At 71.6% G+C, this 12,615-nt stretch carries 12 protein-coding genes and 1 pseudogene; 8 read left to right on the top strand and 5 right to left on the bottom strand.

The window, feature by feature from the left end; translation table 11 throughout:
• Window positions 1-59: 59 nt before the first annotated feature.
• Window positions 60-2,387, bottom strand: a complete 2,328-nt coding sequence (locus ACWD4B_RS15460; RefSeq protein WP_451421206.1) for a transglycosylase domain-containing protein — start codon at window positions 2,385-2,387, stop codon at window positions 60-62.
• Window positions 2,388-2,772: 385 nt separating this feature from the next.
• Between ACWD4B_RS15460 and ACWD4B_RS15465 the strand changes: the two genes are divergently transcribed.
• Window positions 2,773-3,108 (top strand): WhiB family transcriptional regulator, encoded by a 336-nt coding sequence (locus tag ACWD4B_RS15465; protein ID WP_336410594.1) that lies wholly within the window; start codon window positions 2,773-2,775, stop codon window positions 3,106-3,108.
• 227 nt (window positions 3,109-3,335) lie between these two features.
• On the opposite strand, the pseudogene ACWD4B_RS15470 reads toward ACWD4B_RS15465, so the two are convergent.
• Together ACWD4B_RS15470 and ACWD4B_RS15475 are read right to left on the bottom strand one after the other, a co-directional pair.
• Window positions 3,336-4,760: pseudogene (locus tag ACWD4B_RS15470) on the bottom strand (ArsA family ATPase); the annotation flags it as partial.
• A 94-nt stretch (window positions 4,761-4,854) separates the two neighbouring features.
• Entirely contained in the window at window positions 4,855-5,829 is a 975-nt protein-coding gene (locus tag ACWD4B_RS15475) for an ArsA family ATPase (RefSeq protein WP_451421207.1), read from the bottom strand.
• 72 nt (window positions 5,830-5,901) lie between these two features.
• Between ACWD4B_RS15475 and ACWD4B_RS15480 the strand changes: the two genes are divergently transcribed.
• The 4 genes from ACWD4B_RS15480 (at window position 5,902) to ACWD4B_RS15495 (ending at window position 8,357) form a co-directional block, all read left to right on the top strand.
• Window positions 5,902-6,060: a DUF4177 domain-containing protein gene (locus tag ACWD4B_RS15480; RefSeq protein ID WP_336410597.1), complete on the top strand. Its 159-nt coding sequence runs from the start codon at window positions 5,902-5,904 to the stop codon at window positions 6,058-6,060.
• Entirely contained in the window at window positions 6,057-6,521 is a 465-nt protein-coding gene (locus tag ACWD4B_RS15485; protein ID WP_451421208.1) for a RidA family protein, read from the top strand. The genes ACWD4B_RS15480 and ACWD4B_RS15485 overlap by 4 nt, the downstream gene beginning before the upstream one ends.
• 79 nt (window positions 6,522-6,600) lie before the next feature.
• Window positions 6,601-7,524 carry an NUDIX hydrolase gene (locus ACWD4B_RS15490; RefSeq protein ID WP_451421209.1) on the top strand — a complete coding sequence of 308 codons (924 nt, stop codon included), beginning with the start codon at window positions 6,601-6,603 and terminating at the stop codon, window positions 7,522-7,524.
• Window positions 7,521-8,357, top strand: a complete 837-nt coding sequence (locus tag ACWD4B_RS15495; protein ID WP_451421210.1) for an MBL fold metallo-hydrolase — start codon at window positions 7,521-7,523, stop codon at window positions 8,355-8,357. Before ACWD4B_RS15490 ends, ACWD4B_RS15495 begins: the two co-directional genes overlap by 4 nt.
• 78 nt (window positions 8,358-8,435) lie before the next feature.
• Here the strand turns inward: ACWD4B_RS15495 and ACWD4B_RS15500 are convergent, their stop codons facing one another.
• Entirely contained in the window at window positions 8,436-9,110 is a 675-nt protein-coding gene (locus ACWD4B_RS15500; RefSeq protein ID WP_004939715.1) for a Crp/Fnr family transcriptional regulator, read from the bottom strand.
• A 286-nt stretch (window positions 9,111-9,396) separates the two neighbouring features.
• Here ACWD4B_RS15500 and nth point away from each other — a divergent pair, with 286 nt between their 5' ends.
• The 3 genes from nth (at window position 9,397) to ACWD4B_RS15515 (ending at window position 12,193) form a co-directional block, all read left to right on the top strand.
• A complete protein-coding gene (nth, locus tag ACWD4B_RS15505) occupies window positions 9,397-10,194 on the top strand; it encodes an endonuclease III (protein ID WP_451421211.1) in 798 nt (265 codons plus the stop codon).
• 13 nt (window positions 10,195-10,207) lie between these two features.
• The gene (locus ACWD4B_RS15510; RefSeq protein WP_451421248.1) at window positions 10,208-10,909 is read left to right on the top strand and encodes an NUDIX hydrolase; all 702 of its coding nucleotides are present in this window, start codon (window positions 10,208-10,210) and stop codon (window positions 10,907-10,909) included.
• 84 nt (window positions 10,910-10,993) lie between these two features.
• Window positions 10,994-12,193 (top strand): MarP family serine protease, encoded by a 1,200-nt coding sequence (locus ACWD4B_RS15515; protein WP_451421212.1) that lies wholly within the window; start codon window positions 10,994-10,996, stop codon window positions 12,191-12,193.
• A gap of 87 nt (window positions 12,194-12,280) precedes the next feature.
• Here ACWD4B_RS15515 and ACWD4B_RS15520 read toward each other — a convergent pair whose 3' ends face one another.
• On the bottom strand, window positions 12,281-12,481 hold the full coding sequence (locus ACWD4B_RS15520; protein ID WP_336410603.1) for a hypothetical protein: 201 nt from the start codon (window positions 12,479-12,481) through the stop codon (window positions 12,281-12,283).
• Between the last annotated feature and the right edge of the window lie 134 nt (window positions 12,482-12,615).

The following is a 12,615-nucleotide window of genomic DNA, read 5'->3' on the forward strand; positions in this document are numbered from 1 at the left end:
GACCAGCACGTCTGCCGTCGGGTAGTCGAAGACCACCGTCGCCGGCAGTCGCAGACCGGTCACCGTGCCCAGCCGGTTGCGGAGTTCGACCCCGGCTGCTGACCGGGCTGCCCCTGCTGCTGCTCGTTGCCGGTCCCGCCGATCACGCCCGGCGGGAGGGAGAGACCGGGCAGCGGGTCGGGCTTCGGGCTGTCCGGCTTGTTGTGCCCCGGCTTGTGGGACCCGCCGCCCGGCTTCTCGGTCCCGGGCTTGCCCGTCCCCGGCTTGCGCGTGCCCTGACCCGCGCCGGTCCGGTCGTCACCGGTGCCGGCACCGGTGCCCGTGCTGCTGTCGTCGGCGGCAGAAGGAGAGAAGGTCGGTGCGTCGCGGCCGTCCAGTGCGCCGTTCATGGCGTCCCGCCAGATCGGACCGGGCGTGTCCGCGCCGTAGACCTTGTCGTGGTAGACGCCGCCGATGGTGATGTTCTCCATGTCGACGCCCTTCGCGCCGGCCCCGCCGACCCACACGGCACCGGCCATGTTCGGGGTGTAGCCCACGAACCAGGCGGCGCGGCGCTCGTCCGTCGTGCCCGTCTTGCCCGCGCTGTCCCGGCCGTCCAGCCCGGCCTCCTTGCCGGTACCGTCCTCGACCACGCCCTTCAGCAGGGAGTTGACCGTGTCGGCCGTCTGCTCGGACATCGCCCGCGAGCACTGCGACTTGGGCACCCGGAGGGCCTTGCCGTCGGGGCCGGTGGCGGACTCGACGACGACGGGGGAGCAGTACGTGCCATGGTTGGCGAAGGTCGCATAGGCGGAGGCCATGGTGAGCGGGGACATGCCCTCGGTGCCGAGTGCGATCGACGGCACCTGCTCCATCTTGCTGCCGTCGGCGGGCTTCACGCCCATCTTGGCCGCCATCTTGGTCACCGGGCAGATGCCGACGTCACCGATCAGCTGGATGAAGTAGGTGTTGACCGACTTGGCGGTCGCCTCCCGCATTCCGTACGGGCCGGACTCGCTGCGGTTCTCGTTGCTGACCATCGCGCCCTCGGAGTTCTCCCAGGTGCCCTTGCACTTCTCCACCGAGTCCGGGTAGGGCATCTGGTACGGCGAGGGGTACGTCTGGTACGGCGAGGTGCCCTGCTCCAGGGCTGCCGCCGCGACGATCGGCTTGAAGGTCGAACCGGTCTGGAAGCCGTAACTGGAGCCGCCCATGGCGTGGTCGGCGGAGAAGTTGATCTGCGTCTGGTTCTCGCCGAAGCCGTACGGCCGCGACTGGCCCATGCCGAGCACCTTGCCGGTGCCGGGCTGGACGATCGAGACGGCGGTGGCCACCGGGTCGGTCTGGTAGACGTGATCGGTGATCGACTTCTGGACGGACTTCTGGGTCTGCGGGTCGAGGGTGGTGCGGATCGTCATGCCGCCCTCGTTCCAGCGCTTGGCCCGGGCCTCCTTCGTCTTGCCGAAGACGGGGTCCTGGAGGAAGACGCTGCGGACGTAGTCGCAGAAGAACCCCGCGCCGTCGACCGCCGTGATGCAGCCGCTCTTGGGCCTGCTGACGGTCAGCCGGATCGGCTTGGCCTGCTCCGCCGCCGCCTGGGCGGGGGTGATGTCCTTGAGCTCGGCCATGCGCTGGAGCACGGTGTTCCGGCGCTTGGTGGCCTCCTTCGGGGCGAGGACGGGGTTGTAGCGGCTCGGCGACTGGACGAGGCCGGCCAGCAGCGCGGACTCGCCGAGGTCGAGGTCCTTGGCGTGCTTGCTGAAGTAGCGCTGGGAGGCGGCCTCGACGCCGTAGGCCTGCTGCCCGAAGAAGGTGATGTTCAGGTAGTTGTCGAGGATCCGGTCCTTGCCGAGCTCCTTCTCCACCTGGATCGCGTACTTGAGCTCCTTGATCTTGCGGCCGATGGTCTGCTGAGTGGCCACGGCGACCTTGTCGGGGTCGTCGCCGGCCTCCTCGATGAAGACGTTCTTGACGTACTGCTGGGTGAGGGTGGACGCACCCTCCGAGACGCCGCCCGACTGGGCGTTCCTGTTTATCGCGCGGAGCACGCCCTTGGGGTCGATCGCTCCGTGCTCGTAGTAGCGCGAGTCCTCGATCGCCACGATCGCCTTGCGCATGTACGGGGAGATCTGGTCCAGCGGGACCACCGTGCGGTCGCGGGAGTAGACCTTCGCGATCTCGCCGCCCTGGGCGTCGAGGATGGTGGTGCGCTGGCTGAGGGGCGGTGTCTTGAGGTCGGCCGGGATCTCGTCGAAGCCCTCCATCGAGCCCTTGGCCACCAGGCCGAACGCGCCGATGCCCGGAAGGGCCAGACCTGCCAGCACGACTCCTGAAAGGACGCTGACACCGAGGAACTTCGCGGCCTGCCGGGTCACTGGACGACCCCCGCCGGAGCGCTTCATAGCCATGGAGGGAAGCCTACGTTCTCATTCGGCGGACAGACGCCCATGTGTTCGCCTACGCTGTTTCACGCCAGTCACTGCGATGCGCTCCAGCATCACCCTCGCCCTCACTCTTGTGGGTGATGAGGTGTGTCCGTATTGCCGCCTGTGTCGGTGGTTGCCCGCTCCGAGGCGGGCGAAACACCCCCGTATGCAGGGGAAAGTCGCTGATGTCGTCAGCTCACTCCGTTGGGTGATCTGCCGCGTACGCATAGTCCGTTCGGGCCATTCAAGATTGGGCCCGAAGGGGGTGTTGCCCCCTGTCCGCCTTCCGTAACGTCCTCAACTGGCAACGGTGAATATGCCGCTGCCGCCGTGGGGGAGCCTCGATTCGGGAGAGGACGGCGCCAGCATGAGCTGGGTAACCGACTGGAGTGCGCAGGCCGCCTGCCGCACGACCGATCCGGATGAACTATTCGTTCAGGGCGCAGCGCAGAACAGGGCCAAGGCGGTCTGCACCGGCTGCCCGGTGCGCACGGAGTGCCTGGCCGACGCGTTGGACAACCGCGTCGAGTTCGGGGTGTGGGGCGGGATGACCGAGCGCGAGCGCCGGGCCCTGCTGCGACGCCGACCGACCGTCACCTCCTGGCGCAGGCTCCTGGAGACGGCCCGCACGGAGTACGAGCGCGGCGCCGGCATCCTGCCCCTCGGGGACGAGGAGTACGACGAGTACGCCGCCGTGGGCTAGCCGCCCCGCTGCCCTGCAGCAGCACGGCGCCCGCCCGGCGCGCGTACCCGCTACGGCGTGCCGGCCTCTTCGCTGCCGTCGGCCGTGCCGACCGTGGCGTTCACGGCCCCGGAGGTGTCGGCCCGTCTGCCGTCCTCGGCGTTCCCGGTGTCCTCGGCCTCCTCGGTTTCCTGCGCGACGGCTCCCTCCGTCACGCTCTCCGTCGTGCCGTGCATGCCGTGGTCCACGGGCTGCGCGGCCAGCCGCTCGCCGATCGACCGCAGCCCCACGAGGTCGTGCACATCGCCGGGCAGCGCGGCCACTTCCGCCACCGGCACCTCCGGGTGGAGGGCGGTGAAACGGTCCCGCGTACGGCGCTCGCGGGCGAGCACCTGCATGCGTTCGGCGTGCAGCCGCAGCAGCCCGGCGGCGATCCGTGCAGCGGAGCCGTCCACGGCGCCTGCCGGGGCGTCCGGCGCCGGTGAAGGCGGCGATACGGAAGACGCTCCTGGTGACACGGGCTGGGGGAAGCCGCTCTCGGGAGAGGACGTGTCGGTGGGAGCGAGGGTGCCAGGGTCGTCAGCGGTACGTGAGCCAGCTTTCCCGCTGCCACGATCCACAATGCCGGAGCCGTCAAGATTTTCTGGGTATTCCGATGGTCGCGTGATCCCAACGGGGGCCGCGCTCCGCGCGGTTCGCCCGTTCCCCCCGGGACCGCAGTCCTCGCCGGAGGCGTCCGCCAGCACCTCGGCCGCGGCCAGGGCGCGCTCCGCCGAGAGCTCCGCCGCTCCGCTGCCGTGCACCCTGTTCAGCACGAGTCCGGCCAGCGGCATGCGCTCCGCGGCCAGCCGCTCGACGAAGTAGGCGGCCTCCCGCAGCGCGTCCCGCTCGGGCGCGGCGACGACCAGGAAGGCGGTGCCGGGCGCCTGGAGCAGTCGGTAGGTGGCATCAGCGCGGGTACGGAAGCCGCCGAACATGGTGTCCATCGCAGCGACGAAGGTCTGTACGTCGCGCAGGAGTTGGGCACCCATCAGTTTGTTCAGGGGGCCGCTCATCATCGACATACCGACGCCGAGGAACTTCATCCCGGCCCGGCCGCCGATCTTCGCCGGCGCCATCAGCACCTTGATCAGCTTGCCGTCCAGGAACGACCCCAGCCGCCCGGGGGCGTCCAGGAAGTCCAGCGCCGAGCGGCTGGGCGGGGTGTCCACGACGATCAGGTCCCACTCGTCCCGCGAGCGGAGCTGGCCGAGCTTCTCCATGGCCATGTACTCCTGCGTGCCGGCGAAACCGGCGGACAGGGACTGGTAGAAGGGGTTCTCCAGGATCGCCCGGGCGCGCTCCGGGTCGGCGTGCGCCTCGACGATCTCGTCGAAGGTCCGCTTCATGTCCAGCATCATGGCGTGCAGTTCGCCGCCCGCCGACGTGTCGATGCCGGGCACCCGGCGCGGCACGTTGTCGAGTTCCTCGATGCCCATCGACTGGGCGAGCCTGCGGGCCGGGTCGATGGTGAGGACGACGGCCTTCCGGCCGCGCTCGGCGGCCCGCAGTCCCAGTGCCGCCGCCGTGGTGGTCTTGCCGACGCCGCCGGAGCCGCAGCACACGACGATGCGGGTCCGGGGGTTGTCCAGGACGGGGTCGATGTCGAGCACCGTCGTGTCGTCCAGGCTCACCGGACCTCCTTGGTTTCGTTCGCTTCTCCGCCTGCACGGCGCAGAGGTGCGGCTATCGTCTGCACCTGCGGCCCGGCGGCCGTGCACGCGTCGCTCACAGGAATCCTTGCTTCCGCAGTTCGCGTGCCATGCGGTACAGGCCCGCCAGGTCCACGCCGTCGCCGAGCAGTTCGAGTTCGTAGGCGGGCAGGTCCAGCTTGGCTATCTCCGCGCGGCCCTGCTGCTCCAGTGCGAGCCGCTCGGTGTGCTCGCGGGCCTGGGCCAGCAGCGGACCGACCGGGGGCTCCGCCGCACTGCCGGAGCCCGTGCGCTCCAGCGCGTGCGCCAGGGCGCCCGCCACGGCCGTCCGGCGGCCGTTGGCGGCGGCCTCGACGGCCGCCTCGTCCAGGATGCCCGGCCGGACCATGTTGACGACGACCCCGCCCACCGGAAGGTTCGCCGCGCGCAGCTCGGCTATGCCGTCCACCGTCTCCTGGACCGGCATCTCCTCCAGCAGCGTCACCAAGTGCACTGCCGTCTCGGGCGACTTGAGGACGCGCATGACGGCCTGTGCCTGATTGTGGATCGGCCCGATCCGGGCCAGGCCCGCCACTTCGTCGTTCACGTTGAGAAAGCGGGTGACCCGCCCGGTGGGCGGTGCGTCCATCACGACGTGGTCGTAGACGAAGCTGCCGGAACGGTCCTTCCTGCGGACCGCCTCGCACGCCTTGCCGGTCAGCAGGACGTCCCGCAGGCCGGGTGCGATCGTCGTGGCGAAGTCGATCGCACCGAGTTTCTTCAGCGCCCGCCCGGCGCTGCCGAGTTTGTAGAACATCTGGAGGTAGTCGAGCAGGGCCCGTTCGGCGTCGATGGCGAGCGCGTACACCTCGCCGCCGCCCGGTGCCACGGCGATCTTCCGCTCCTCATAGGGCAGCGCCTCCGTCTCGAAGAGCTGCGCGATCCCCTGCCGGCCTTCGACTTCGACCAGCAGTGTGCGTTTTCCCTCGGCGGCGAGGGCAAGCGCGAGGGCTGCGGCGACCGTGGTCTTGCCGGTACCGCCCTTGCCGCTGACGACATGGAGCCTGGTCATGGATCGGAGCCTAACCAAGTGCCGCGCGGGCTACGCACGAGGCTGTCGGTGGCAGGCATTACAGTCGGGCGCATGACCAAGTGGGAATACGCGACTGTGCCGCTGCTGGTGCACGCGACCAAGCAGATTCTGGACACCTGGGGCGAGGACGGCTGGGAGCTCGTCCAGGTCGTGCCCGGGCCGAACAACCCCGAGCAGCTGGTGGCCTACCTGAAGCGGCCGAGGACATGAGCGCCGTCGAGGACAGGCTCGCCGAGCTCGGTCTGACGCTTCCGGACGTCGTGCCGCCGCTCGCGGCCTACCAGCCGGCCGTGCGGTCGGGTGCGTACGTCTACACCGCCGGTCAGCTGCCCATGGTCAAGGGCTCGATCCCGGTGACCGGCAAGGTCGGTGCCGAGGTGAGCCCCGAGCAGGCCAAGGAGCTCGCGGGCGTCTGCGCGCTGAACGCCCTGGCGGCCGTGAAGTCCGTCATCGGCGATCTGGACAAGGTCGTCCGGGTGGTCAAGGTCGTCGGCTTCGTCGCGTCCGCGCCGGACTTCACCGGCCAGCCGGGCGTGCTGAACGGCGCGAGCGAGCTGCTGGGCGAGGTCCTGGGCGAGAAGGGCGTGCACGCGCGCTCGGCCGTGGGCGTGGCCGTCCTCCCGCTGGACGCGCCGGTCGAGGTCGAGATCGTGGTGGAGGTGCAGGACTGACGGTCCTGCCGTTCGCCGCGAGAGCCCTGCGAGGGCTTGTCCTCTCGAACATCCGAGCGTGAGCGCATAGCATCCGGCCATGTCGACTTCGAACGGCCAGTGGTACCCGCCGGAGTGGCCGGACCGGATCAGAGCGCTCGCGCGCGGTGAGCTCCGTCCTGCGGCCCCGCGCCGCGCCGCGACCGTCCTGCTGCTGCGTGCAGGAGCGGACGGCCGCCCGGTCGTCCACATGCTGCGCAGACGCGCCTCCATGGCCTTCGCCGGAGGCGCGTACGCGTATCCGGGCGGCTCCGTGGACCCGCGTGACGAGCGGGACGTTCCCTGGGCGGGCCCGTCGCCGGCCGACTGGGCACGGCGGCTGGGCACCGGCCCGGCCGAGGCCCAGGCCATCGTCTGCGCCGCGGTCCGCGAGACGTTCGAGGAGGCAGGCGTCCTGCTGGCAGGCCCCGCCCCGGAGTCGGTCGTCGCGGACACCACGGGCGAGGACTGGGAGGCCGACCGGGCCGCGCTCGTCAGCCGGGACCTGTCGTTCGCCGACTTCCTCGAACGGCGCGGCCTGCTGCTGCGCAGCGACCTCCTCGGTGCCTGGGCGCGCTGGATCACGCCGGAGTTCGAGCCCCGCCGCTACGACACCTGGTTCTTCGTGGCCGCGCTCCCCGAGGGCCAGCGCACCCGCAACGCCTCCACGGAGGCCGACCGCACGGTGTGGACCACCCCTGCCGACGCCGCCGCCGGCTACGACCGCGGCGAGCTGCTGATGATGCCGCCGACCATCTCCACCCTGCGCGCCCTGCAGCCCTACGCGAGCGTCCCGGAGGTCCTGGCGGCGGCGCCCGGGCGGGATCTCACCCCCGTGCTCGCCCGTGTGCGCCTCACGGGCGAGCACGGCGGCGAGATCGTGCTGAGCTGGCCGGGGCACGACGAGTTCACCCGGCACATCGAGCAGCCCCCCGACCGCGCCGCCGGGGGACCCCCTCCCGGACCCTCAGGAGCCGACGCATGACGTATGCAACCGACCTTCCCGGACGGCCGCGCCCGGGGGCCATCGGGGGCCCCGCGACCGAGCGCGCGGTGTGCGTGCTCGCGCCCAACCCGTCCGTCATGACGCTCGACGGCACCAACACCTGGATCGTCTCCGAACCCGGCTCCGACCTCGCCGTCGTCATCGACCCGGGCCCGCTGGACGAGACGCACCTCCAAGCGGTCGTCTCCACCGCCGAGTCGGCGGGCAAGCGCATCGCCCTGACCCTGCTCACCCACGGCCACGCCGACCACTCGGGCGGCGCCGCACGGTTCGCCGAACTGACGGGGACGGCCGTCCGGGCGCTGGACCCGGCGCTGCGGCTGGGCGGTGAGGGGCTCGGCATCGGCGACGTCGTCACGACCGGTGGCCTGGAGCTGCACGTGCTGTCCACACCGGGGCACACGGCGGACTCGCTGTGCTTCCATCTGCCCGCCGACGGGGCGGTCTTCACGGGCGACACGGTGCTCGGCCGCGGCACCACGATCGTCGCGCACCCCGACGGGCGGCTGGGCGACTACCTCGACGCGCTGCGCAGGCTGCGTTCGCTCGCGGTCGACGAGGACGTGACCACCGTGCTGCCCGGCCACGGCCCGGTGCTGGACGACGCCCAGGGTGTCGTCGAGTACTACCTGGTCCACCGGGCCAAGCGCCTGGCCCAGGTCGAGACGGCGGTCGAGAACGGCCACCGCACGGCCGCCGAGGTCGTGGCGCACGTGTACGCGGACGTCGACCGTGCGCTGTGGCCCGCGGCCGAGCTGTCGGTGCGGGCGCAGCTGGACTACCTGGCCGAGCACGGCCTGATCGGCGAATGACGGCATGACAAAGCCCCGCCTCGCACGCCGTGGCGTGCGGGACGGGGCCCTGTGCGTCCGGGTCCGGCTGTCGCCGGGTCAGCGCGAGCGCTTGGCGAGCCGCTCCACGTCCAGCAGGATCACGGCACGGGCCTCCAGGCGGAGCCAGCCGCGGCCCGCGAAGTCCGCGAGGGCCTTGTTGACGGTCTCCCGGGAGGCGCCGACGAGCTGCGCGAGCTCCTCCTGGGTGAGGTCGTGCACCACGTGGATGCCTTCCTCGGACTGCACGCCGAAGCGGCGCGACAGGTCGAGCAGGGCCTTGGCGACGCGGCCGGGGACGTCGGAGAAGACGAGGTCCGACATCGAGTCGTTGGTGCGGCGCAGGCGGCGGGCGACGGCGCGCAGCAGGGCCGTGGCCACCTCGGGGCGGGCGTTGAGCCAGGGCTGCAGGTCGCCGTGGCCCAGGCCGAGCAGCTTGACCTCGGTCAGCGCGGTGGCGGTGGCGGTGCGCGGACCCGGGTCGAAGAGGGACAGCTCACCGATGAGCTCGCCGGGGCCCAGGACCGCCAGCATGTTCTCGCGGCCGTCGGGGGAGGTGCGGTGGAGCTTCACCTTGCCCTCGGTCACCACGTAGAGGCGGTCACCCGGGTCGCCTTCGTGGAACAGGGCGTCGCCCCTCGCGAGGGTGACCTCGCCCATGGAGGCGCGCAGCTCAGCGGCCTGCTCGTCATCGAGCGCCGCGAAGAGCGGGGCGCGCCGCAGAACGTCGTCCACGAGTTCTCTCCTTGTCGACATGCACAGGGGACCGTGGTCCCCATGATGCCCGTCGGTAAAACTGTGTGATCAAACACAAGTGTGGCGCATCGTCGCACGAAGCCCTACGGCAGGGGTCCGATTGGGCTGTGGTTTTCCTGCGGCCGGGGCGGATGTCGGTGCTGGGCTTTAGTCTGGCCGGGTGTCCAATACGCCGGTGAGAGCACAGGGCAAGGGGGCCGGGAGGGTGACCTCGGCCGGTAATTCTGCTGTGGGCGAACGCGCCCCGGCGAAAGCGGCAAAAGGTGTGACAGGGGGTAAACGGAGGCCCGCTGCCGGACCCGAGTCGCGGACGGCGCTGGTCCGCCGCGCGCGCCGGATCAACCGCGAGCTCGCCGAGGTCTATCCGTACGCCCATCCCGAGCTGGACTTCGAGAACCCCTTCCAGCTCCTGGTCGCCACGGTCCTCTCCGCCCAGACCACCGACCTGCGCGTCAACCAGACCACCCCCGCGCTCTTCGCCGCCTACCCCACGCCGGAGGACATGGCGGCCGCCGACCCCGAGACGCTGGAACAGCTGATCCGGCCGACGGGCTTCTTCCGCGCCAAGACCAAGTCCCTCATAGGGCTCTCCACCGCCCTGCGCGACCGCTTCGGCGGCGAGGTGCCGGGCCGCCTGGAGGATCTGGTGACCCTCCCCGGCGTCGGCCGCAAGACCGCCAACGTGGTGCTGGGGAACGCCTTCGGCGTCCCGGGCATCACCGTGGACACGCACTTCGGGCGGCTCGTCCGGCGCTGGAAGTGGACGGAGCAGGAGGACCCCGACAAGGTCGAGGCGGAGGTCGGCGCCCTCTTCCCGAAGAGCGAGTGGACGATGCTCTCGCACCGGGTCATCTTCCACGGCCGGCGCGTGTGCCACGCCCGGAAGCCCGCCTGCGGCGCCTGTCCGATCGCCCCGCTCTGCCCGGCGTACGGAGAGGGCGAGACGGACCCGGAGAAGGCCAGGAAGCTGCTCAAGTACGAGATGGGCGGCGGCCCGGGCCAGCGGCTCAAGCCCCCGCCGGGCTTCCCCGGCCCGCCCGCACCCCCGCTGGGAGCCGAGTGACATGGCGAAACGCATGACGAGCGCCTGCGGCGGAGGGGCCGGCCGGACCGAGGGAGCCGAAGTGAGCACCGAGGGGCTCCCGGAATGGCTGGATCCTCTCGTGCAGGTCTCCGAGACGATCCGGCCGCAGCAGCTCAGCCGCTTCCTGCCGCCGCAGGAGGGCGGCCGCCAGTCCGCCGTGCTGGTGCTCTTCGGCGAGGGTGAACAGGGCCCGGAGCTGCTGCTCCTGGAGCGCGCCGGGACCCTGCGCTCGCACGCCGGCCAGCCCTCCTTCCCCGGCGGCGCCCTCGACCCGGAGGACGGCGACCCGGCCGACGGCGGTCCGGTGCGGGCCGCGCTGCGCGAGGCGCAGGAGGAGACCGGCCTCGACCCCTCCGGAGTCCAGGTCTTCGGCGTGCTGCCCCGGCTCTACATCCCCGTCAGCGACTTCGTCGTCACGCCGGTCCTCGGCTGGTGGCGCGAGCCCAGCGCGGTCGGGCCGGCCGATCCGCGGGAGACGGCCCGGGTCTTCACCGTCCCGGTCGCCGAGCTGACCGACCCGCGCAACCGGGCGACGGCCGTCCACCCCAGCGGCCACCAGGGCCCGGTCTTCAGCGTCGGCGACGCCGTCGTCTGGGGCTTCACCGCAGGCGTGATCGACCGGCTGTTGCACTACGCGGGCTGGGAGCGCCCCTGGAACCGCGAGCGGCAGGTACCGGTGGACTGGCGTGGCTGACGGGCATGAGACGGTGACCTCCGCGCCACCCCACCCCCCGAAGCCGGCGACCCGGCCGACCATCTCCGAGCGAGGCATTCTTCGGTGAACGTGCTGGACATCGTGCTGCTGCTCGCCGCCGTGTGGTTCGCGGTCGTCGGCTACCGCCAGGGGTTCGTCGTCGGCGTGCTCTCGGTGATCGGTTTCCTCGGCGGCGGGCTGGCCGCGGTCTACGCCCTGCCCGTGATCTGGGACAGCGCCACCGGCGGTTCCCCTCCGGGCGGCGTCGCGGCCGTCGCGGCCGTGGCCATCGTCATCGTCTGCGCCTCCGTGGGCCAGGCCGCCACCACCCACCTCGGCAACAAGCTGCGCCGTCACATCACCTGGTCCCCGGCCCGGGCCCTGGACGCCACGGGCGGCGCGCTCGTCAACGTCGTCGCCATGCTGCTGGTCGCCTGGCTGATCGGCTCCGCCCTCGCCGGGACGTCCTTGCCCACGCTGGGCAAGGAGGTCCGCAGCTCCAAGGTGCTGCTTGGCGTCGCGCGCGTCGTTCCGCAGCAGGCCAACACCTGGTTCGCGGACTTCAGCACCGTCCTCGCGCAGAACGGTTTCCCGCAGGTCTTCGCACCGTTCTCCACCGAGCCCATCACCTCGGTGCCCGCACCCGACCCGGCGCTCGCGGGCAGCCCCGTCGCCGCCGAGGCCCAGCGCAGCATCGTCAAGGTCGTCGGCAACGCACCCGGCTGCGGCAAGGTCCTGGAGGGCAGCGGCTTCGTCTTCGCGCCGGGCCGGGTGATGACCAACGCCCATGTCGTCGGCGGCGTGGACGAGCCCACCGTGCAGATCGGCGGCCAGGGCAAGCTGCACGAGGCACGCGTCGTGCTCTACGACTGGAAGCGCGACATCGCCGTCCTCGACGTACCGTCACTCGACGCGCCCGTCCTGCACTTCGCCGGCTCCGACGCGGAGAGCGGCAAGAGCGCCATCGTGGCCGGCTTCCCCGAGAACGGCGCCTACGACGTGCGCTCGGCCCGCATCCGCAGCCGAGTCCAGGCCAACGGTCCGGACATCTACCACCGCGGCAACGTCCGCCGCGACGTCTACTCGCTCTACGCCACCGTGCGGCAGGGCAACTCCGGCGGCCCGCTGCTCACCCCGGAGGGCAAGGTCTACGGAGTGGTCTTCGCCAAGTCCCTCGACGACGCCGACACCGGCTACGCCCTCACCGCGGACGAGGTGCGCGAGGATGCCGTGAACGGCCGTACGGCGACGGGCAGGGCGGACACGCAGGGCTGCGCCCTCTGACGCGGCTCGGACTGCGTCCGGGGCCCTGCGATCGCCCCGGCGGTGCGGGCTCCGCCCGGAACCGTGGCCTGTACGGCGGCTGCGCGCTCAGCGGCTGCGCGGATGGCGCAGCCGCGCCGAGACCCAGCGGGCGCGGCGGTGGATGATGCGAGGGATGCCGATGCGGGGATCGTGCCCGGCCTCCGGCCGATGACCGCCCCTCTCGGGTGCCTCCGTCACAGCCAGCGCGGCATCGCCCTTGGTGCTGCGCTCCTGCGTCACGTCACGGTAGTCGTGCGTCCAGCCCATACCGAATGCTCTGCCCGGGCCCGGAGGTCCGTAATCGCCTGCGGGTCCGGCAATTGGCCTATGCGCCGGGCAAGTGGCCGCCGGACCCGGGCCGGGCTCTGTCATTCCCGGGGGACGACCCCCGGACCCCCGGC

The organism is Streptomyces sp. NPDC002536 (genome assembly GCF_053594995.1).